The organism is Mesorhizobium sp. M7A.F.Ca.MR.148.00.0.0 (assembly GCF_003997735.1).
Lineage (GTDB): Bacteria > Pseudomonadota > Alphaproteobacteria > Rhizobiales > Rhizobiaceae > Mesorhizobium.
This window is the reverse complement of the sequence record NZ_RZTB01000020.1, coordinates 1-19,954: the sequence shown is the minus strand read 5'-3', so window position 1 is coordinate 19,954 and position 19,954 is coordinate 1. Positions and strand designations below refer to the sequence as shown.

At 63.6% G+C, this 19,954-nt stretch carries 17 protein-coding genes; 6 read left to right on the top strand and 11 right to left on the bottom strand.

The genetic code is table 11. From position 1 onward, the window contains the following. Positions 1-20 precede the first annotated feature (20 nt). Genes hpaD through EOB49_RS10415 form a run of 3 tightly spaced genes read right to left on the bottom strand, consistent with a single transcriptional unit; the run spans position 21 to position 2,931 of the window. Positions 21-1,001 carry a 3,4-dihydroxyphenylacetate 2,3-dioxygenase gene (gene hpaD / locus EOB49_RS10425; RefSeq protein WP_127380904.1) on the bottom strand — a complete coding sequence of 327 codons (981 nt, stop codon included), beginning with the start codon at positions 999-1,001 and terminating at the stop codon, positions 21-23. A 14-nt stretch (positions 1,002-1,015) separates the two neighbouring features. Further along, positions 1,016-2,533, bottom strand: coding sequence for a 5-carboxymethyl-2-hydroxymuconate semialdehyde dehydrogenase (gene hpaE / locus EOB49_RS10420; protein ID WP_127380903.1), 1,518 nt, complete (start codon positions 2,531-2,533; stop codon positions 1,016-1,018). Positions 2,534-2,544: 11 nt separating this feature from the next. After that, positions 2,545-2,931 carry a 5-carboxymethyl-2-hydroxymuconate Delta-isomerase gene (locus tag EOB49_RS10415; RefSeq protein WP_127266759.1) on the bottom strand — a complete coding sequence of 129 codons (387 nt, stop codon included), beginning with the start codon at positions 2,929-2,931 and terminating at the stop codon, positions 2,545-2,547. A 214-nt stretch (positions 2,932-3,145) separates the two neighbouring features. Between EOB49_RS10415 and hpaR the strand changes: the two genes are divergently transcribed. Further along, entirely contained in the window at positions 3,146-3,541 is a 396-nt protein-coding gene (hpaR, locus tag EOB49_RS10410; RefSeq protein ID WP_127276380.1) for a homoprotocatechuate degradation operon regulator HpaR, read from the top strand. A gap of 91 nt (positions 3,542-3,632) precedes the next feature. Here the strand turns inward: hpaR and EOB49_RS10405 are convergent, their stop codons facing one another. From EOB49_RS10405 to EOB49_RS10390, 4 genes are all read right to left on the bottom strand, one after another. Further along, entirely contained in the window at positions 3,633-4,748 is a 1,116-nt protein-coding gene (locus EOB49_RS10405) for an aminomethyltransferase family protein (RefSeq protein ID WP_245472616.1), read from the bottom strand. A gap of 69 nt (positions 4,749-4,817) precedes the next feature. Continuing rightward, the gene (locus EOB49_RS10400; protein ID WP_127320873.1) at positions 4,818-5,594 is read right to left on the bottom strand and encodes an ABC transporter substrate-binding protein; all 777 of its coding nucleotides are present in this window, start codon (positions 5,592-5,594) and stop codon (positions 4,818-4,820) included. A gap of 125 nt (positions 5,595-5,719) precedes the next feature. Beyond that, the gene (locus EOB49_RS10395; RefSeq protein WP_127380946.1) at positions 5,720-7,462 is read right to left on the bottom strand and encodes a hydantoinase B/oxoprolinase family protein; all 1,743 of its coding nucleotides are present in this window, start codon (positions 7,460-7,462) and stop codon (positions 5,720-5,722) included. 16 nt (positions 7,463-7,478) lie between these two features. Then, on the bottom strand, positions 7,479-9,563 hold the full coding sequence (locus EOB49_RS10390; protein ID WP_127380901.1) for a hydantoinase/oxoprolinase family protein: 2,085 nt from the start codon (positions 9,561-9,563) through the stop codon (positions 7,479-7,481). Positions 9,564-9,783: 220 nt separating this feature from the next. Here EOB49_RS10390 and EOB49_RS10385 point away from each other — a divergent pair, with 220 nt between their 5' ends. From EOB49_RS10385 to EOB49_RS10365, 5 genes are all read left to right on the top strand, one after another. After that, positions 9,784-10,611: a ferredoxin--NADP reductase gene (locus tag EOB49_RS10385; protein ID WP_127380900.1), complete on the top strand. Its 828-nt coding sequence runs from the start codon at positions 9,784-9,786 to the stop codon at positions 10,609-10,611. 153 nt (positions 10,612-10,764) lie between these two features. After that, positions 10,765-11,814, top strand: a complete 1,050-nt coding sequence (gene deoC, locus EOB49_RS10380) for a deoxyribose-phosphate aldolase (RefSeq protein ID WP_127380899.1) — start codon at positions 10,765-10,767, stop codon at positions 11,812-11,814. 72 nt (positions 11,815-11,886) lie between these two features. Beyond that, the gene (locus tag EOB49_RS10375; protein WP_127380898.1) at positions 11,887-14,259 is read left to right on the top strand and encodes an aldehyde dehydrogenase family protein; all 2,373 of its coding nucleotides are present in this window, start codon (positions 11,887-11,889) and stop codon (positions 14,257-14,259) included. A 184-nt stretch (positions 14,260-14,443) separates the two neighbouring features. Continuing rightward, entirely contained in the window at positions 14,444-15,175 is a 732-nt protein-coding gene (locus EOB49_RS10370; RefSeq protein WP_127323221.1) for an SDR family oxidoreductase, read from the top strand. A gap of 218 nt (positions 15,176-15,393) precedes the next feature. Next, the gene (locus tag EOB49_RS10365; RefSeq protein WP_127328023.1) at positions 15,394-16,239 is read left to right on the top strand and encodes a fumarylacetoacetate hydrolase family protein; all 846 of its coding nucleotides are present in this window, start codon (positions 15,394-15,396) and stop codon (positions 16,237-16,239) included. Positions 16,240-16,447: 208 nt separating this feature from the next. Here EOB49_RS10365 and EOB49_RS10355 read toward each other — a convergent pair whose 3' ends face one another. The 4 genes from EOB49_RS10355 to EOB49_RS10340 all read right to left on the bottom strand — a co-directional run. Continuing rightward, positions 16,448-17,446, bottom strand: coding sequence for an ABC transporter ATP-binding protein (locus EOB49_RS10355; RefSeq protein WP_127380897.1), 999 nt, complete (start codon positions 17,444-17,446; stop codon positions 16,448-16,450). Between the two features lie 15 nt (positions 17,447-17,461). Then, positions 17,462-18,523: a Gfo/Idh/MocA family oxidoreductase gene (locus tag EOB49_RS10350; RefSeq protein WP_127380896.1), complete on the bottom strand. Its 1,062-nt coding sequence runs from the start codon at positions 18,521-18,523 to the stop codon at positions 17,462-17,464. Continuing rightward, positions 18,520-19,359, bottom strand: coding sequence for a carbohydrate ABC transporter permease (locus EOB49_RS10345; RefSeq protein WP_127380895.1), 840 nt, complete (start codon positions 19,357-19,359; stop codon positions 18,520-18,522). Before EOB49_RS10345 ends, EOB49_RS10350 begins: the two co-directional genes overlap by 4 nt. A gap of 11 nt (positions 19,360-19,370) precedes the next feature. Further along, on the bottom strand, positions 19,371-19,954 hold a 584-nt coding region (locus EOB49_RS10340; RefSeq protein WP_164781638.1), incomplete at its 5' end, for a sugar ABC transporter permease.

The following is a 19,954-nucleotide window of genomic DNA, read 5'->3' as shown; positions in this document are numbered from 1 at the left end:
TCTCCTCGTAAGGTTCATCGTCACGGCGCTATGATCGGCGAAGCCGCCAAATCCGGCTGGCGCGCCTTCGCTCCGGCAAACAAGCTGCCCTCCTCGAACCAGCTTTTCGGCGCCGGCGCGCCCCACAGCGTCTGGCGCTGCGGGTCCTTGAGGTCCCATTTGATCGGCTCGAGGTCCGGATCGACCGTCTGGTAGTCCGAACAGTAGATCTCGATGCGGTGATTGTCCGGATCACGGACATACAGGAAGAAGGCGTTGGAAATGCCGTGCCGGCCGGGGCCGCGTTCGATGTTCGGCAGATAGCCCGTCGTTGCCATCAGGTCGAGCAGGTCGATGATGTTGAGCGGCGTCGGCACCCAGAAGGCGACATGGTGCAGGCGCGGCCCGATGCCGTTGGTGAAGGCGATGTCGTGCACGCCGCCCTTGCGGTGCGTCCACGCCGCCCACAGCTTTCCGCTGCTGGCGTCCTCGGTATACTCGGTCACCCGGAAGCCGAGCTCGTTGTAGAAGGCGACGGACTCGTCGACATTGGGCGAGAAGCAGTTGAAGTGGTCGATGCGCAGCGGCTTGACGCCCTTGTAGAGCGCATACTTCTGGTGGATCGGCGGCAGCCGCTCCATCTCAGCGTAGAATTCGAGCGGAATGCCGTGCGGATCGCGGGTGCGGAAGGTGCGCGACTGGTAGGGTCGCTCGACCCATTCCACCGGCAGATCCCTGCCCTTGAAGAAGTGCTCGGCCTTGTCGAGGTCGTCGTCCGAGAAGACCTTGAAGCCGAGGTCGCCGGCTTCGGCCGTGGCCGCCTTCTTCAGCACGATGCAATGATGCCCACGCTCCTCCAGCGCCCTGAGATAGATGGTGTCTGAAGTCTCGTCGGTGACCTGCAGGCCGAGCGTATCGACATAGAAGGCACGGGATTTGGCGAGATCGGTGACGGCCAGCTCGACATGGCTGAGGCGCACGATGTTGAAGGCGGGGTAGAGATTGGGCTTGGGCAAGGGCATCTGATTTCCTCCGGTCAGCCGCCGAGTTTCTGGATCGCGTGCGCCGTCGTCGCAAAGGCTATGTTCTTCGTCTCCATGTAGAAGTCGAAGGAATGGTCCCCGCCGTCGCGGCCGATGCCGGAATTCTTGACGCCGCCGAACGGTGTCGGCAAATGGCGCACATTCTCGGAATTGACCCAGATCATGCCGGCATCGAGCGCGTCGGTGAAGCGGAAGGCGCGGGTGACGTCCGAGGTCCAGAGATAGCCGGTCAGGCCGTATTGCGTGTCGTTGGCCAGCGCAAGCGCCTCGGCCTCGTCGTTGAAGGGAATGGCGCTCAGCACCGGCCCGAAAATCTCCTCCTGCGCAATGCGCATGCCGTTGGTGACGTTGGTGAACAGTGTCGGGCCGACATAACAGCCGCCGCCCGGCCCATCGACCTTGCCGCCGCCGACGGCGAGCGTGGCCCCCTCCGACCTGCCGATGTCGATATAGGACAGCACCTTCTTTTCATGCACCGGGTGGATCAGCGGCCCGACCACCGTTTTCGGATCGAGCGGGTGGCCGACGACGATGCGCTTCGCCCTCTCCGCGACTTTGGCGGTGAAGCTTTCATAGATCGAGGCTTCGACCAGCAGCCGCGACGACGAGGTGCAGCGTTCGCCATTCAGCGAATAGATCATGAATACGGCGGCGTCGGCGGCGCGTTCGAGATCGGCGTCGGCAAAGACGATCACCGGGTTCTTGCCGCCAAGCTCGAAATGCACGCGCTTCAGCGTGTCGGCGCCTTGTTTCATGATCATCGAGCCGGTACGGCTCTCGCCGACAAAGCCGATCGCCTTGATGTCGGGATGCTCGGTCAACGCCTTGCCGGCATCTTCACCCAGGCCGTTGACCAGGTTCCAGACACCCTTCGGCAGGCCGGCCTCCTCGGCGATCTCGACGAGCAGGCGGGCGGTCAGCGGCGAAAATTCAGCCGGCTTATGAACCACCGTGCAGCCGGCCGCCAGCGCCGGCGCGATCTTCCAGGTCGACAGCATGAACGGCGTGTTCCACGGCGTGATGATGCCGATCGGGCCGATCGGAACGCGTGTCGTGATGTTGACCTGGCCGGACGTCCGCAGCGTCTCGCCGTCTCGGGCTTCGGGTGCACGGTCGGCGAAGAAGCGGAAATTCTCGGCACCCCGCAACGCCGCCTTGGCCATGAATTTCAGCGCCTGGCCGGTATCCATGCATTCGACGAAAGCGATCTCCTCGGCACGCGCCTCGATCGCGTCGGCGATTCTGTGCAGCAGCTTCTTGCGCGCTTCGCCCGGCATGGCGGCCCAGGCCGGAAACGCAGCCTTGGCCGCCCTGGCGGCGCGGTCGATGTCGGCGGCTCCGCCGCGCGCGACGCTTGCCAGCGGCTTCAGGTCGACCGGCGACAGCGTTTCGAATGTCGCGCCGTCGAGCGCCGGTACCGCCTCGCCGCCGATCTGGTTCAACACGCCATCGCGCCTGAAGCGGTCCATATAGGCCTCGGCCTTGTTCAGATTGCCTTGCAGGTCGGACATGTCGGGTTCCGTCACTTGCCGCGCAGTCGCGGGTGGATTGCGTTTCTCTTCCAACTCAGCTCCGGGTCGATTTCCCGGATCTCGAGCGACAGGGCGAAATGCGGGGTCTCGAACAGCCCGGCGAGATATTCGCTCACCGCCGCGAAGACGGCTTCGCCGGTCCGCTTCTTCTCATCAGGGCTGCGGCCGGTGCCGATGCGAAACGACATGTCGAGAAAAGCGTTTTCCGGCAGACTGTCGGCCATCGCGTAAGCCTCGGCGCGAAAGGCCCGCACCCGCACGGCGCCGGTCTCGAACAGCCCGGTGTCCAGCACGGTGCGCAACACCAGCGCGCACAATTCGCCCATGTCGACCTTGGCATCGAGATTGGCTGAATACTCGATGGAGAAGTGAGGCACGGCGTTTCCCTGGTCTATTGCTTTTGTTGTAGTTAACGCGTTAATTACATGCAGCGCCGACGAAGTCAAGTCTTGCATCGGCCTTGGCGCAACGATACGGGATGGCAGGAACGGGCCCTGGCAGGCGGATTCGGCTGAGGGAAGGCCTGTTTTCGATCGCAAGCATGGGAGGCTCTTTTTCTTGCTGCCTGAAAACACCCGTCGTTCTCTGCCAATGGCGCTGCTTCATGCCCGCGAAGCGGTGATGGCGCGGTTTCGGCCGATGCTTGCGGCGCATGACGTGACCGAACAGCAATGGCGCGTGCTGCGCGTGCTGAGCGAAGCCGGCCCGGTCGAGGCGACGGAACTCGCCGACCGCGCCTCGGTTTTGCCGCCCAGCCTGACGCGCATCATCAAGGCGCTCGAGGGCCGCAAATTCATCACCCGCAACAAGGCCGAAGGCGACGGCCGACGCGTCGTTCTAACCATTGCGCCCGCCGGTTCCGCCCTGATCGACGCCCTGTCGCCGGAGCGTCGCGTCATTTATGACGACATCGAACAGCGCTTCGGCCACGAAAAGCTCGAGCAGTTGCTCGATCTGCTGGAGACGCTGATCGATGGCGAGAGCTGATCGTTCCGGATACCGCAGAAGTTTCGACGGTCGCTTGGGTTGACGGCCCCGCATACCTTGGAAATGGCCGAAACACCCGAAGGGGGGTCAGCTAACCTCGCAACCTCGCCCCTTCCGGATCGAAGAACGGTATCGGAGCCACCACCGCACGCGTCGGCTTACCACCGATATCAATGCTCAATTCGGTGCCGACAGCCGTGAAGGGCAGCCGCAGATGCGCGGTGGCCAGCACCTTGCCGAGGGAATAGCCGTGGTCGCTGTAGGTGACGATGCCGGCGTCCTCGCCATCGGCCAGAATCCTGGCATCGGCCGCGGCCGGCTTGTCGCCGTCGAGGATCAGTCCGACCCATTGCTCGTCGAGGCCCTTGTCGCGAACCTTGAGCAAAGCTTCGCGGCCGATGAAATCGCCCTTGTCGAACTTGATCCAGCGGTCGAGGCCGACATGGAACGGGGTGCGGGTCTCGTCCATGTCGATGCCGTGCGCCGGATAGGCCTTTTCCAGGCCCAGCGTGAACATCGCCAGCACGCCATAGGGTTTCAGGCCAAAGTCACGGCCGGTGCGCATCAGCGCGTCCCAGAGAGAGGCCGCCTCGTCGGCCGGCACGAACAGTTCGAAGCCGAGTTCGCCGGTGACGCCGGTGCGCGAGATCAGTACTCTCGTGCCGTTGATATGGCCCGACGTGAACGACCAGCGCTTCAGTCCATCCAGATCGGCATCCGCGATCAACGCTTTCAGCAGTTCGCGCGAGCGCGGACCCTGGATGGTCGGGAAGGCGATGGCCGCCGTGATGTCGGTGACATAGGCCTTGCGGCCCTGAGCGTGATGCTGCAGCCAGGGCAGCATCTTCAGGCGGTTGACCGAGCCGGTCACCAGCATGAAGTGCTCCGGGCCCAACCGAAACACGGTGAGGTCGTCCATGATGCCGCCATCCTCGCGGCAGACCGTGGAATAGCGGACCTGGCCCGGTTTCATGGCAGCGGCATTATTGACGATGACATGGTTGACCAGCGCCTCGGCCTCCGGCCCCTTGATATCCATCTTGCCCATGGTGCTGAGATCCTGCACGCCGACATTCCTGCGGGTGTTCAGGTGCTCGTCGGCAATGCCGGAATAAGTTTTGGCCGAGATGAAATCGCCCCCGACACGACCCATGGTCGCGCCCAGCCCGACGATGCTGCTGTAGAAAGGGGAATGCCGCTCAGCCAAGGAAGTCTCCATCGTTCAAGAAAAACGGCAGCGCCAGGCAGCGCTGCCGGAAGGCATCTGTTGTCGTTCTCAGCTGCCGTAGACGTCGAAGGAAAAGTATTTGTCGTTGATTTCCTTGTACTTGCCATTGGCGCGCAGCGCGTCGATGGCCGCATTGAGCTTGTCGGCCAACTCCTTGTTGCCCTTCTGCAGGGCGATGCCGACGCCCGGGCCGTGTATGGCCGGATCTGCCGTCAGCGTGCCGAGCAGCTTGCAGCAGGCGCCGTCTGGCTTCTTCAACCACTCGGTCAGGATGATCGAGCCGTCCATCATCGCGTCGAGGCGGCCATTGGCCATGTCGGTGCGGGCATCGTCGCCCGTCGGATAGGCCTTGACCGTCGAGCCTGCATATTTCTGGTCGGCGAATTTCTGGTGGATGGTCGCGGTCTGCACGCCGAGCGCCTTGCCTTTCAGATCGTCCGGCGAGGTGCCTGATATGGTCGAATCCTTCGGTACGGCGATGGCCGGCGGCGTCTGGTAGTATTTGTGGGTGAACTCGACCTTCTCGGCCCGCTCGGGCGTGATGGTGATGTTGATGATGGCGTCGAACTTGCCGGCCTGCAGCGCCGGTATGGAACCATCGAAATCCTGCACGCTGAACTCGCACTCGGCCTTCATCTCGGCGCATAGCGCCTTCCCCAAGTCGATGTCGAAGCCGCCCAGCGTGCCGTCGGCACTGGCGTAATTGAAGGGCGGATAGGCGCCCTCGGTGCCGATCCTGAGTTTTTTGTCCTGGGCGGAGGCGGCGCCCGTGGCAAGGGTGAGAGCGACGGAAGCGGCAAGCACGAAACGACCGAAAAGACGCATGTTCGAGTTCCCCGTTGAAAGCGGGAAGTCTACGGGCTTTCATGATCCCGGCGGAGACGGAAACGACATGCGCTGCGGCGATCGCGGCGCGGCGAGCGGACCAAGCCCTCACGATTGGTCGTGCGTTAGCCGGCGCGCTGCTTGTTCGTCGCTGTCCGGTCGATGCCGAGTTCGCCTGCCGAGAGGACAACGCCAAATTTTTCGTTGGCTTCCTCGACCGTATAGTAACCCAACGCCACGTCGCGCAGCACCAGATCCGGATCGCGCTGCAGCGGATCGCCGTAGCCGCCACCGCCCGGCGTGCCGACACGCACGCGGTCGCCGGCCTTGAGCGCGATGTCCTGCTCCTTGGACAAATGCGGCGGTACATGTTCCTCGCCGTTGCGGAAGACGGTCACCATGTTGACCGCGCCATCCCTGCCGCCGAGTGCGCCTTGGGGGCCGAAACGGCCGTGATCCATGACGAAAGAAGCACGGGCGTCGCCGCGCAGGATTTCGACCTCATAGGCGAGGCCGAAACCGCCGCGATGCTTGCCGGCGCCGCCTGAACCTTCGCGCAAGGCATAGTGGCGGTAGAGCACCGGGAATGCCTGTTCCATGATCTCGACCGGCGGCGATTTGGAAATGCCGATGGTCGAGCAGCCATTGGTCAGTCCGTCATGGCCTGAATTTCCGCCGTAACCGCCGCCGGAGATCTGGTACATGACGTAATCGCGGCCGCGCGCCGGATCGTTGCCGCCGAGCGCGAAATTGCCGCTGGAGCCGGCGGGCGCCGCCGTCACCTTGTCCGGCAACGCCTGCACCATCGCCGCGAACACCGCTTCCGCGATGCGCTGCGACACTTCGGCCGCGCAGCCCGATACGGGGCGCGGATATCTGGCATCGAGGAACGTGCCTTCCGGCCGCTTGACTTCAAGCGGTTCGAAGGCACCGGCGCTGATCGGCACATCAGGGAAAATGTGGCGCATGGCGAGATAGACCGAGGACAAGGTCGTCGCCAGCACACTGTTCATCGGCCCGGCGCAGGGCTTTGACGAGCCGGTGAAATCGAAGGTCAGCGTATTGCCTTTTTTCTCGACGGCGAGCGCGATGGTCAGCGGCTCGTTGACCACCCCGTCGGAATCGACAAACGCCTTGGAATGGTAGATGCCGTCGGGAATGGCTGAGATGTTGGCGCGCATCTGCTCGGCCGCGCGGCGGCGCAGTTCGGCGATCGCCTCGACAACCGTTTCATCACCGTAACGATCCAGGATCCCATTGAGCCTGTCCTGACCGATCAGCAGTGCCGCAGCCTGGGCGCGGATGTCGCCGATGCGCTGGTCGGCGACACGGATGTTGGAGCAGATGATGGCGTAGATCTCCGGATCGAGCACGCCCTTCTTGAACAGTTTTACGGGCGGCAGTCGCAGGCCTTCCTGCTCCACGGCAGTCGCCGAGGCTGAAAATCCGCCCGGCACCGAGCCGCCAATGTCGGGCCAATGGCCGGTATTGGACAGCCAGCAGAAAATCTTGCCGTCCCGGTAGACCGGCATGGCAAAGCGCACATCCATCAGATGGGTGCCGCCGAGATAGGGATCGTTGACGATGTAGATGTCGCCCGGCTCCGGGGCCAAGCAGCGGCCATCGGCGATCATCTCGATCACCGTCCTGGTCGAATATTGCATGACGCCGACGAACACCGGCAGGCCCTGGCTGCCTTGCGCGATCAGCGAACCATCGACGGCCGAATAGATGCCGTCGGAGCGGTCATTGGCCTCGGCGATGACAGGCGAGAAGGCGGCGCGCGAGAAGGTCAGGTCCATCTCGTCGCAGACCTGCTGCAAGGCGGCCTGGAGGACCGAAAGCGTGATGGCGTCGAGCTTTGCCATATCAATGTCAGGCATCTCAGGCCTCGCCGATGTCGATGATGATGTTGCCGTCGGCGTCGCAGCGTGCGCGGTCGCCGGGTTCGAGCACGGTGGTGGCGTCCATCTGTTCGAGGATCGCCGGCCCTTCGATTTCAGCGTCGAGCGGCAGTTTTTCGCGCGCGTATACCGGCGTGTCGTGCCAGCGTCCGCTGTACCAGACCGGCCGGATCTCGCGCCGCGCCTCGTCGAGCGTTGTTGCGCGCCCAGCCGGGTCGATCAGGCGCGACAGGTCTATCGACGGGCGGACGCCCGTCACCGAGGTGTTGAGATTGACGAGGTTGGCGCGGATTTCCGGCAGTTCGACCTTGAAGCGGGCAAAATAGGCCTTTTCGAAAAGCTGCTGCAGCGTTGCCCGCGTCACCGATAAGGACGGCAGCGGCACGTTGATGATGTGGGTCTGGCCGACGAACTGCATGTCGGCGGAGTGCGTGACGCGGATCGTCTCCGGCTTCACCGCTTCCTTGCCGATCAGCTCTTCGCCTTCGTTCCGGTGCCGTTCCAATACGGTGCGAAGCTGTGTTTCGTCGAGCACCGCCACCGGCTGGTTGACGGTGTTGACGAAATCATGGCGCAGGTCAGCGACGACGCAGCCGAGTGCGTTGGTGATGCCCGGACGCGCCGGTACCAGCACCCGGGGCAGGCCGAGTTCGCGCGCCAGGGCCGTTGCGTGCAGCGGGCCGGCGCCGCCAAAGGCGAACAGCGCGAAATCACGAGGGTCATGGCCGCGCGACACCGAGACCATGCGGATGGCGCCCGCCATCTTCATGTTGCCGAGCCGCAGCACCGCGCCCGCCGCCTCGACGCCGGACAGGCCGGTCGCCTTGCCTATCTTGTCTTCGAAAATGCCGGTGACGCGCTCTGATGTGACGGGATTTTGGACCGCCAGCAGCTTCTTCGGCGCCAGCCGGCCGAGCACCAGATTGGCGTCGGTAATGGTCGGCTCGAGGCCGCCGCGTCCGTAGCAGATCGGGCCGGGATTGGCGCCGGCACTTTCCGGGCCGATCTGGATCAGGCCGGCCGCATCGACGCGGGCGATCGAGCCGCCACCGGCGCCGACCGTGTGCACCGCCACCATCGGAACATGGATCGGCATCGCATATTCGATCTCGATCTCGTTCGACACTGCCGGCTCGGCATTGCGGATCAGCGCCACGTCGGTCGAGGTGCCGCCCATGTCATAGGTGACGAGGTTTTCGAAGCCGGCGCGTTTTCCCGTATAGGCGGCGGCGATGACGCCCGAGGCCGGGCCGGACATGACCGTCTTGGCCGATTCACGTGTGACGAAGCGGGCCGAGATCATGCCGCCATTGCCGTTCATGATCAGGAAGTCGCGGGCATAGCCTTTGGCGGCCAATTCCTTGCGCAGCCGCTCGACATAGCGCTCGAGGATCGGCTGCACTGAGGCGTTGACCGAAGCGGTCACGCCGCGTTCGAATTCGCGCGCTTCCGACAGCAGCGCATGGCCTGCCGTGATGTAGCCGTTCGGCCAGAGTTCGGTGGCGATTTCGACGGCGCGCCGCTCATGTGCCGGGTTGGCGTAGGAATGCAGGAAATGGATGACCAGGGATTCGCAACCGGCCGCGATCAGCGTCTGCACTGCGTCGCGCATCTCGGTCTCGTCGAGCGGCGTGCGCACCGCGCCCGATGCTTCGACGCGCTCCGAGACTTCGAGCCTGAGATTGCGCGGAATGATCGGCACGAAGCTGCCGGTCATGCCATAGGCCTGCGGCCGCGTGCGCCGGCCCAGTTCGATCACGTCGCGAAAACCGCGCGTGGTGATCATGCCGGTTTTCGCCAGCCGGCGTTCGAGCACCGCATTGGTGGTGGTGGTCGTGCCATGCACGATGAGGTCGATGCCGCCGATCGGAAATCCGGTGGCGCCGAGTGCCGAAACCACACCGAAAGCCTGGTTGTCCACCGTGGTCGGCGTCTTGGCCAGATACACCCGGCCGCCGTCGCTTCCGTCGATCAGGAGCAGGTCGGTGAAGGTGCCGCCGACATCGATACCGGCGACGACATTTCCCCGGGAATCGCGCGCTTGCGCCGAAATATTCTCTTCCATCGTCGAAACCCGAAATGCGCGGACTACGGATATGCGCCAGTTTGGAAAGCTGTTTTAAGGGAGCATCTTGACGCAAATATCGTTTGTATACTAATAAATTCCGGACACAAGAGCTTGCCGCTTTGCAGTGTGCGAACAGCCCGCCGGGATCTGAATGGTCCGGGCGTGCAGGTGAAAGTTAGGCGCCCGCGTCCACGGTTGGGCCAGAAGGTTGGATTTGATGAACACCACATCCGCTCTCAACACCGTCGGCGCCCGACCGCTGCAGTTCCCGATTCCGGCCAACGTCTATGCCGAAACCGTCGTCTCGGTGAAGCACTATACCGATCGGCTGTTCTCGTTCCGCATCACCCGTCCGCAGTCGCTGCGCTTCCGCTCCGGCGAGTTCGTCATGATCGGCCTGCCCAATGCCGAGAAGCCGGTGTACCGCGCCTATTCGGTGGCGAGCCCGGCCTGGGACGAAGAGCTGGAATTCTTCTCGATCAAGGTGCCGGACGGTCCGCTGACCTCCGAACTGCAGAAGATCCAGGTCGGCGATACGGTTATCATGCGCCAGAAGTCGACCGGCACGCTGGTGGTCGACGCGCTGACGCCGGCCAAGCGGCTGTTCATGATCTCGACCGGCACCGGCATCGCGCCTTTCGCCAGCCTGCTGCGCGACCCCGACACCTACGACAAATTCGATCAGCTGATCCTGACCCATACCTGCCGCGACAATGCGGAACTCACCTATGGCCAGGAGCTGGTCGCGGCGTTGGAAAGCGACCCGCTGATCGGTGAACTGACCACTGGGCGCGTCACGCTCTACAATTCAACGACCCGCGAGGACTCAGCGCGCATGGGCCGCATCACCGCGCTGATCGGCTCCGGCAAGTTCTACAGCGATCTCGGCATCGACAAGCTCAGCCCGGAAACCGACCGCATCATGATCTGCGGCTCGATGCATATGCTGAAGGACGTCAAGGAACTGGCCGAAAGCCTCGGCTTCGAGGAAGGTTCGCTGAGCCACCCGGCGACTTTCGTGGTCGAGCGCGCTTTCGTCGGCTGAGCCGCACCTGACATCTCGAAGTCTGCGTTTTTGACCATACGGTCAAAAACTGCTGCTTTCGCCGCCTTTTTCGGATATCACCGTCTGCAGGACTCGTGAAGTACGACTTCACGGGCTATCTTCGGCACACGTCGCTGAATGAAAGGGCAGGAGATGAGCAGCACAATCCGCGAAGCCGATGTCGGCTCGTCCAAGGTGACGCCGCTGCCGGCGCGTGCCGCCGCCAACACAGCCGTTCCACCGGACCATCGCATTGCGCGCAATCCCGGCATGAAGCTCGATCTCGGCTTCATGGAATCGGTGCGCAGCGTCAACCGCTCGGCGCTGGAACGGCGCGTCGCCAGCTTGACCAAGCGGCGCTCTATAAAGGCCGACAACCAGGCGGCCTGGCTGCTGCGCGCCGTCGCCTGCATGGATTTGACGACGCTGAATTCCAACGATACCGAGGAGCGCGTGCGCCGGCTCTGCGCCAAGGCGATCAATCCGTTCCGCCGCGACATCGTCGAGGGCCTTGGCATATCGGGTGAAACCATCCGCCCGGCCGCCGTCTGCGTCTACCATCCCTTCGTTGCCACCGCCGTCGATGCGGTGCGCGGCACCGGCATCCATGTCGCCGCCGTTTCCACCGCCTTCCCGCATGGCCTTACGCCGCTGTCGACCCGCCTGCAGGAGATCGAGGCCTCGGTCCGCGACGGCGCCGACGAGATCGACGTCGTCATCCCGCGCGGCCTGGTGTTCGGGGCCAAGTGGCGGGAGCTTTACAACGAGATCGTCTCGATGCGCGCCGCTTGCGGTGACGCGCATCTGAAGGTCATCCTCGGCACCGGCGACCTCGCAACGCTGCGCAACGTCATGCTGGCCTCGATGGTGGCGATGATGGCGGGCGCCGATTTCATCAAGACCTCGACCGGCAAGGAAAGCGTCAACGCGACGCTGCCCGTCGGCCTCGCCATGGTGCGCGCCATCAGGGCCTATTTCGAGGAAACCGGCTATCTCATCGGCTTCAAGCCGGCCGGCGGCATATCCACGGCCAAGGCCTCGCTCGACTGGCTGGTGCTGATGAAGGAAGAGCTCGGCCGGCCATGGCTGGAGCCAGACCTGTTCCGCTTCGGCGCGTCGAGCCTCTTGACCGACATCGAGCGCCAGCTCGAGCACCATCTGACGGGACACTATTCGGCCAATCATCGCCACGCGATGGCTTGAGAGATTTACCCCCACCCCGATCGGCAAGCCGATCGACCCTCCCACAAGTGGGAGGGGTGAAGGAGGCGCCCAATGAACATTCTCGACCGCTACCACGCCATGGAATACGGCCCGGCGCCGGAAGCCCGCAACGAGGCCGACGCCTGGCTTGCCGCGCGCGATTTCGGCAGGGCGCTGTTCATCGGCGGCGACTGGAAAGCCGCGTCCGGCGGCAAGACTTTCGAAACCAGCGAGCCGTCTTCCGGCAAGCTGCTGGCCAACGTATCCGCCGCCAACGCCGTCGACATCGATGCGGCGGTTGCGGCGGCCACCAAGGCGCTGCCGAAGTGGTCGGCAGCCTCGGGTTATCAGCGCGCCAAGGTGCTTTATGCCATCGGCCGCGCCATGCAGCGTCACCAGCGCCTGTTCGCGGTGCTGGAGACCATCGACAATGGCAAGCCGATCCGCGAAAGCCGCGACATCGACGTGCCGCTGGCGATCCGCCACTTCATACACCATGCCGGTTGGGCGCAGGCGCTGGACAGGGATTTCGCCGGCCACAAGGGTGTCGGCGTGGTCGGCCAGATCATCCCGTGGAACTTTCCGCTGCTGATGCTGGCCTGGAAGATCGCGCCGGCGCTCGCCGCCGGCTGCACCGTGGTGCTGAAGCCGGCCGAGTTCACGCCGCTGACCGCTATCCTGTTTGCCGAGATTTGCGAACGCGCCGGCGTGCCGAAAGGCGTCGTCAACATCGTCCAGGGCGGCCCTGAGGCCGGCGTCGCCATCGTCAACCATCCCGGCACCCAGAAGATCGCCTTCACCGGTTCTTCCGAAGTCGGCAAGATCATCCGGAAAGCCACTGCCGGCTCGGGCAAGAAACTGTCGCTGGAACTTGGCGGAAAGTCGGCCTTCATCGTCTTCGAGGATGCCGATCTCGACAGCGCCGTCGAAGGCCTGGTCGATGGTATCTGGTTCAACCAGGGCCAGGTCTGCTGTGCCGGCTCGCGCCTGCTGGTGCAGGAAGGCATAGCCGACGCCCTGATCGCCAAGGTCAAGACGCGGATGAGCCGGCTGCGCGTCGGCAGCCCGCTCGACAAGAACACCGATATCGGCCCGCTGGTCGACTTGACCCAGCTTGACCGCGTCAAGGGCCTGGTTGCCGAAGGTGCCAGGCAGGGCGCCGTCTGCTGGCAGCCGGATGCGGCGCTGCCGTCTTCCGGCTACTACCATCTGCCGACGCTCGCCACAGGTGTTTCGCCGGCTAACATATTGGCACAAGAAGAGGTGTTCGGCCCTGTTCTGGCGACCATGACCTTCCGCAACACCGAGGAAGCGATCGAGCTAGCCAACAACACGCGCTACGGGCTCGCCGCCTCGGTGTGGAGCGAGAACGTCAACCTTGCTTTGCACGTCGCGCCGCAATTGAAGGCCGGCGTGGTCTGGGTCAACGGCACCAACATGTTCGACGCCGCCTGTGGCTTCGGGGGCTACCGCGAAAGCGGATTCGGCCGCGAGGGCGGGCGCGAGGGCATGTTCGAATATCTCACGGCAAAGCTGCCGCTCGGCCCGGTCATCAAGCCGGCGACGACCTCCGCACAGCCTGTCGAGCAGCCGGACGGCGACACGATCGATCGCACGGCAAAGCTGTTCATCGGCGGCAAGCAGGTACGGCCGGATGGCAATTATTCGCTCGCCATCGCCACCGCCAAGGGCAAGCTTGCCGGCGAGGTTGGGCTCGGCAGCCGCAAGGATATCCGTGATGCCGTCTCTGCCGCCCGCGGTGCCAAGGCCTGGCCGGAGGCGACCGCCTATAACAGGTCCCAGGTGCTCTATTATCTGGCCGAGAATCTTTCCGGCCGTGCCGGCGAGTTCGCCGCCCGTCTCACCGAATTGACCGGCGCTACGCCCAACGCCGCGCGGGAAGAGGTAGAACAATCCATTGAACGGCTGTTCCTCTATGCCGGTCTGGCCGACAAGTTCGAGGGCCGCGTGCACCAGCCGCCGGCGCGTGCCGTGACGCTGGCGCTTCATGAACCGGTCGGCGTCGTCGGCATCGTCGCCCCCGATAGCTCGCCGCTGCTCGGTCTGATCTCGCTGGTCGCACCGGCGCTGGCCATGGGCAACACCGTGGTTGCGGTGCCGTCGGAGCGCTACCCGCTGCTGGCCACCGATCTCTACCAGGTCATCGAATATTCCGACATTCCCTCAGGCGCCATCAACATCGTCACCGGCCGCAGCGCCGAACTTGCCGGCGTGCTGGCCAAGCATGACGATGTCGACGGGCTCTGGGTGTTCGCCGACGCAGAGACCTGCGCCAAGGCGGAGGCAGAGTCCATCGGCAACCTCAAGCGCGTCTGGAGCGGCAATGGCCGCAGCCTCGACTGGGCATCCGACGAAGCCGCCGGCGACGCCTTCCTGCGCCGCGCCGTCGAGGTCAAGAATGTCTGGGTGCCTTACGGCGATTGATGTCCCGCCGGTGCTGTGAGACCGTGTTCGGGGTTGACGCACGGACAGATGTTCTTTAACGAGAAAAAACATCTTTATCAGTGAACGGTCAACGGCGCAGGCTGCACGATCGCGCGTGACTGGCACATGACGCCTTGGCCAGCCGCAGGTAGACCCGACTATCCCAGCGGACGAGGAGAACAGCATGGCGGATCTGGCAGGCAAGGTCGTTGTCGTCACGGCAGCGGCGCAAGGCATCGGCAAGGCGAGCGCACTGGCGTTCGCAAAAGCTGGCGCCATCGTCCACGCCACCGACATCAACGAGGCACTGCTGGCGGAACTCGCCAGGACGCCGGGGATCAAGACCCGCAAGCTGGACGTACTCAACGACGAAGCCGTCAACGCCGCCTTTGCCGAGATCGGCGTCGTCGACGTGCTGTTCAATTGCGCCGGTTTCGTCCATTCGGGCTCGATCCTCGAGATGAAGGACGGAGACCTCGATTTCGCGCTAAATCTCAATGTTCGCGCCATGATCCGCACCAGCCGGGCCGTGCTGCCCGGCATGCTGGAACGCGGCGACGGATCGATCATCAACATGGCCTCGCTGGCCAGTTCAACCAAGGGCGTGCCCAACCGCTTCGTCTATGGCCTGACCAAGGCCGCCGTCATCGGCCTGACCAAGGCGATCGCCGCCGACTATGTCGGCAAGGGTATACGCTGCAACGCCATCTGCCCCGGCACGGTCGAGAGCCCGTCGCTGCAGGACCGCATGCACGCGCAAGGCGACTACGATGCCGCCCGCGCCGCCTTCATCGCCCGCCAGCCGATGGGCCGGCTCGGCACGCCGGAGGAGATCGCGGATCTCGCCGTCTATCTGGCCGGCGCCACCTATACGTCAGGGCAGGCCTACAATATCGATGGCGGCTGGTCGATCTGACTGCGGAAATCTTGCCGAGCCGGACGAGCCGGCCCTTTCCCGGCGTATGACAGGGGATCGAAGAGTCTGAAAATCCCGCGCGCCGGCTATCTTGTATGGCGATCGCGCTTGTTCGTAGTCAGGTCGATGGGTACGGTCCGCCGGTTCCTTGAAGGCGCAATCGCCTTGGCGGAAAGTTTGCAAAAGGCCACGAGGCCGCAATCAGGAGAAGGATTTAGATGAAACTGTTGCGCTATGGCGAGGTGGGAAGCGAACGTCCCGGCCTGCTCGATGCGGATGGAACGATCCGTGATCTCTCCGCTCACGTCACCGACATCGGCGGCAAGACGCTCGACCCGGCATCGCTGGCGGCACTGGCCAAGCTCGATCCGAAGTCGCTGCCGGCGGTTTCCGGCAGCCCGCGCCTTGGCGCCTGCGTTGCCGGCACCGGCAAGTTCATCTGCATCGGCCTCAACTATTCCGACCATGCCGCCGAAACCGGCGCCACCGTGCCGCCGGAGCCGATCATCTTCATGAAGGCAAGCTCGGCCATTGTCGGGCCGGATGACGACGTGCTGATCCCCCGCGGCTCGGAGAAGACCGACTGGGAAGTCGAACTGGCCGTAATCATCGGCAAAACCGCCAAATATGTCAGCGAGGCCGATGCGCTCGACTATGTCGCCGGCTACAGCGTTGCCCACGACGTCTCCGAGCGCGCCTTCCAGGCCGAGCGGCAGGGCCAGTGGACCAAGGGCAAGAGCTGCGACACGTTCGGCCCGACCGGCCCATGGCTGGTAACCAAGGACGAAGTGGCCGATCCGCAGAACCTCAAAATGTGGCTGACGGTCAACGGCAAGACGATGCAGAACGGCTCGACCAAGACCATGGTCTATGGCGTCAAGTATCTGGTTTCCTATCTCAGCCAGTTCATGTCGCTGCACCCCGGCGACATCATCTCCACCGGCACGCCGCCCGGCGTCGGTCTCGGCATGAAGCCGCCGGTGTTCTTGAAGGCCGGCGATGTGGTGGAGCTGGGAATCGAGGGCCTGGGCCAGCAGAAGCAGACGTTCAAGGCGGACGTATAAGCCTGTCGCTCGACAGGTCTGCGCCGCCCCTCATCTGGCTGCCGCCATCTTCTCCCCGTGAACGGGGAGAAGGACGCTGTGACTGCTGCTTTCGCCAATCGCCAACGCTGCAAAGAAGGCGCCGGCGTCGCGCCAGTACCTTTCTCCCCGTCACTATACGGGGAGAAATGCCCGGCAGGGCAATGAGGGGCAGCGCCGACGTCAAATATTACTTGATCGTCTTCCCATCAGCGCCAAACCGATAGGTCTTCGCCGGATCCGGCGTCGCATACAGCGTGGCACCCGGCTCGGCATCATAAACACCAAAAATCCGCACGGTGATCAGGCCCGCCTTCTCGCAGTCGAGATAGAGGTTGGTGTCGGCGCCGAGATGCTCGGCGTGCACCACCGTACCCTTCCAGGCGCCGGATTTCGGATGGACGGTCAAATGTTCCGGCCGCACGCCGATGGTCTTGGCGGTTTCGCCGAGCCTGGCGCCGTTGACGAAATTCATCTTTGGTGAGCCGATGAAGCCGGCGACGAACTCATTTGCCGGCGAATTGTAGAGCTCCATCGGGCCACCGATCTGCTCGATTTTCCCTGCGTTGAGCACCACGATCTTGTCGGCCAGCGTCATCGCCTCGACCTGGTCGTGGGTGACGTAGATCATCGTCGCCTTCAGCCGGCGATGCAGCTGCGCGATCTCCAGCCGCGTGTTGACGCGCAGTGCTGCATCGAGGTTCGAAAGCGGCTCGTCGAAGAGAAAGAGCTTGGGTTCGCGCACCACGGCGCGGCCGATGGCGACACGCTGGCGCTGGCCGCCGGAGAGTTCGGCCGGCCGCCTTTCGAGATAGGGCTCCAGCGACAGCATCGACGAGGCGATGCCGATGCGGCGGTCGATCTCCGGGGCGGGCGTGCCGGCCTGCTTGAGGCCGAGGCCCATATTGTTCTTCACCGTCAGATGCGGATAGAGCGCATAGGTCTGGAACACCATGGCGATGCCGCGCTTGGCCGGCGGCGTGGCCGAGACATCCGCGCCATCGATGACGACGCGGCCCGAGGTCGAGTCCTCCAGCCCGGCAATGACCCTGAGCAAGGTCGACTTGCCGCAGCCGGACGGCCCGACAAAGACAACGAACTCGCCGTCGTTCACTTCGAGGTTGATGCCCTTCAGCACCTCGACCGGCCCAAAGGCCTTCTTCACGTTCTCGATGTTCAGCGAGCCCACGGCTTCGTCCCTGTTCTAGAGTTTGACGGCGGTGCCACTGTGCACGCTCTCGTCGGCTGCAAGGCAGACGGCGAGCGATTTGACCGCGTCGTCCATATGTTTGGTGAGATCGAGATCCTCGCGGATCGCCTTCAGCACGAAGGCCTGTTCGAGGTCGCAGAGATCCTGATGGCCGGGTTCGCCCTCCATCGACAGCATCTCGTCGGCCTTGAGAAACTTGCCGTCCGCGCCGGTCGCCGCACTGTGCAGGCGGATGGTCGAGGTCTTGGTGTGGGTGTCGATGTCATCGGACTTCACACCTTCCTTCATGACGATCGACACGCAGCCATTGGGCGAGATGACGTCCTTCACGAAGAACGCCGTTTCCGAAATCATCGGACCCCAGCCGGCTTCGTACCAGCCGACCGAGCCGTCGTCGAACAGCACCTGCAAATGGCCGTAATTGTACATCGACTGCGCCACCTCGTCGGACAGCCGCACGCCCATGCCACGCACCTCGATCGGCTTCGCATCGGTGATCTGCAGCATGACGTCGAGATAGTGCACGCCGCAGTCGACGATCGGCGAGGTCGTCTGCATCAACTGCTTGTGCGTCTCCCAGGTGTGACCCGAGGATTGCTGGTTGAGGTTCATGCGAAAGACATAGGGGCCGCCGAGCTTGCGGGCTTCGGCGATCAGCCTGATCCAGGACGGGTGATGGCGCAGGATGTAGCCGATCACCAGCTTCCTGCCGTTGGCCTTCGCCGCCGCGACGACGCGCCTGGCGTCGGCCACCGTCGTTGCCAACGGCTTCTCGACGAAGACGTGGCAACCGGCCTCGAAGGCCTTCACAGCATAGTCGGCATGGCTGTCGGAATAGGTGGCGATGCAGGCGACATCGGGCTTTTCGTCACGCAGGGCGTCATCGAAGGAGCGCCTGATGCCGTAATCCGACAGCCCGTCCGGCAGCGGCACGTCGGAGCGATTGATCAGCGCCGCGATCTGGAAACCGGGATTGGTATGATAAGCCAGCGCATGGCTGCGGCCCATATTGCCGAGGCCGGCGACAACGACACGAAGGGGTGTTTCAGAGTTCACTTGACGGCTCCGGACGTGATGCCGCGGATCAGTTGCCGCGAGAAGATGACGTAGAGGATCAGCACCGGCATGATGGCCAGTGACAGGGCAGCGAGAATGGCGTTCCAGTTGGTGACGAATTGGCCGAGGAAGAGCTGCGCGCCGAGCGTCACGGTCTTGGTTTCCTCCGACGGCGCCAGGATCAGCGGGAACCACAGATCGTTCCAGATCGGGATCATGGTGAAAACGGCGACGGTCGCCATCGAGGGCCTGACCAGCGGCAGCACCAGCCGGAAGAAGATGGTGTATTCGGACAGGCCGTCGATGCGGCCGGCATTCTTTAGATCGTCGGAGACCTGCTTCATGAACTCCGACAGGATGAACACGGCAAGCGGCAGGCCTTGCGCGGTGTAGACCAGGATCAGCGCCGTCAGCGTGTTGACCAGCCCGCTCGCCACCATCAATTGCAGGATGGCGACGGTGCCCAGCCGGATCGGGATCATGATGCCGAGCGCCAGATAGAGCCCCATCAGCGAATTGCCGCGGAAGCGGTATTCCGACAGTGCGAACGCGGCCATGGCGCCGAACAAAAGCACGAAGAACAGCGAGGCGACGGTGACGACAAGGCTGTTCTGGAAATAGTGGATGAAGTCGCCCTGGCCGATGACGGTCGTGTAGCCGATCAGGTCGAAGGTTTTAGGCGTCGGCGGCGTCAGCGGCGCACCGAAGATGCCCGCGCGGGACTTGAACGAGTTCATGATGACGAGGATCACCGGAAACAGCGCGATTGCCGTGTAGGTCAAAAGGATCGCGTGGGCGCCGATGGTGCGGGGCACGGAACGGGTGGCGGTGCTCATCTCTCGGCCCCTCAGAACTGATAGCGACGCAGGCGCGTCTGGACGAGGAAGAGGTAGACGCAGACGCCGCCGAGGATGATCAGGAACATCATCGTGGCGATCGCCGCGCCCATATTGGGGTCGCCGGTCTGCAGCTGGAAGCCGAAGAAGGCGCGGTAGAGGAAGGTGCCGAGAATGTCGGTCGAATAGTTTGGCCCGGCGAGCGCGCCTTGCGCGGTGTAGATCAGGTCGAAAGCGTTAAAATTGCCGACGAAGGTGAGGATCGAGATGATGCCGATCGACGGCAGGATCAGCGGCAGCTTGATCTTCCAGAACTGTGAAAGGCCGGTAATCCCGTCGCATTCGGCGGCCTCGATCACCTCTTCGGGGATCGACAGCAGGGCGGCATAGATCAGCATCATCGGGATGCCGACGAACTGCCACACCGAGATCAGGCTGAGTGCGGTCAGTGCATATTGCTCCTTGCCGAGCCACGGCGTGAACAGGCTTTTCAGGCCGACGATATCCATCAGATGCGGCGCCACGCCCCACAGCGGCGACAGGATCAGCTTCCAGGCGAAACCGACGATAACGAAGGACAGGATGGTCGGCACGA

Coding starts and splice junctions, on each gene's coding strand:
- EOB49_RS10345 (WP_127380895.1), bottom strand. CDS start 19,359: ATGAGCACCGCCACCCGTTCCGTGCCCCGCACCATCGGCGCCCACGCG.
- EOB49_RS10375 (WP_127380898.1), top strand. CDS start 11,887: ATGAACATTCTCGACCGCTACCACGCCATGGAATACGGCCCGGCGCCG.
- hpaR (WP_127276380.1), top strand. CDS start 3,146: ATGGCGCTGCTTCATGCCCGCGAAGCGGTGATGGCGCGGTTTCGGCCG.
- EOB49_RS10365 (WP_127328023.1), top strand. CDS start 15,394: ATGAAACTGTTGCGCTATGGCGAGGTGGGAAGCGAACGTCCCGGCCTG.
- deoC (WP_127380899.1), top strand. CDS start 10,765: ATGAGCAGCACAATCCGCGAAGCCGATGTCGGCTCGTCCAAGGTGACG.
- EOB49_RS10400 (WP_127320873.1), bottom strand. CDS start 5,594: ATGCGTCTTTTCGGTCGTTTCGTGCTTGCCGCTTCCGTCGCTCTCACC.
- EOB49_RS10370 (WP_127323221.1), top strand. CDS start 14,444: ATGGCGGATCTGGCAGGCAAGGTCGTTGTCGTCACGGCAGCGGCGCAA.
- hpaE (WP_127380903.1), bottom strand. CDS start 2,533: ATGTCCGACCTGCAAGGCAATCTGAACAAGGCCGAGGCCTATATGGAC.
- EOB49_RS10395 (WP_127380946.1), bottom strand. CDS start 7,462: ATGGCAAAGCTCGACGCCATCACGCTTTCGGTCCTCCAGGCCGCCTTG.
- EOB49_RS10390 (WP_127380901.1), bottom strand. CDS start 9,563: ATGGAAGAGAATATTTCGGCGCAAGCGCGCGATTCCCGGGGAAATGTC.
- EOB49_RS10385 (WP_127380900.1), top strand. CDS start 9,784: ATGAACACCACATCCGCTCTCAACACCGTCGGCGCCCGACCGCTGCAG.
- hpaD (WP_127380904.1), bottom strand. CDS start 1,001: ATGCCCTTGCCCAAGCCCAATCTCTACCCCGCCTTCAACATCGTGCGC.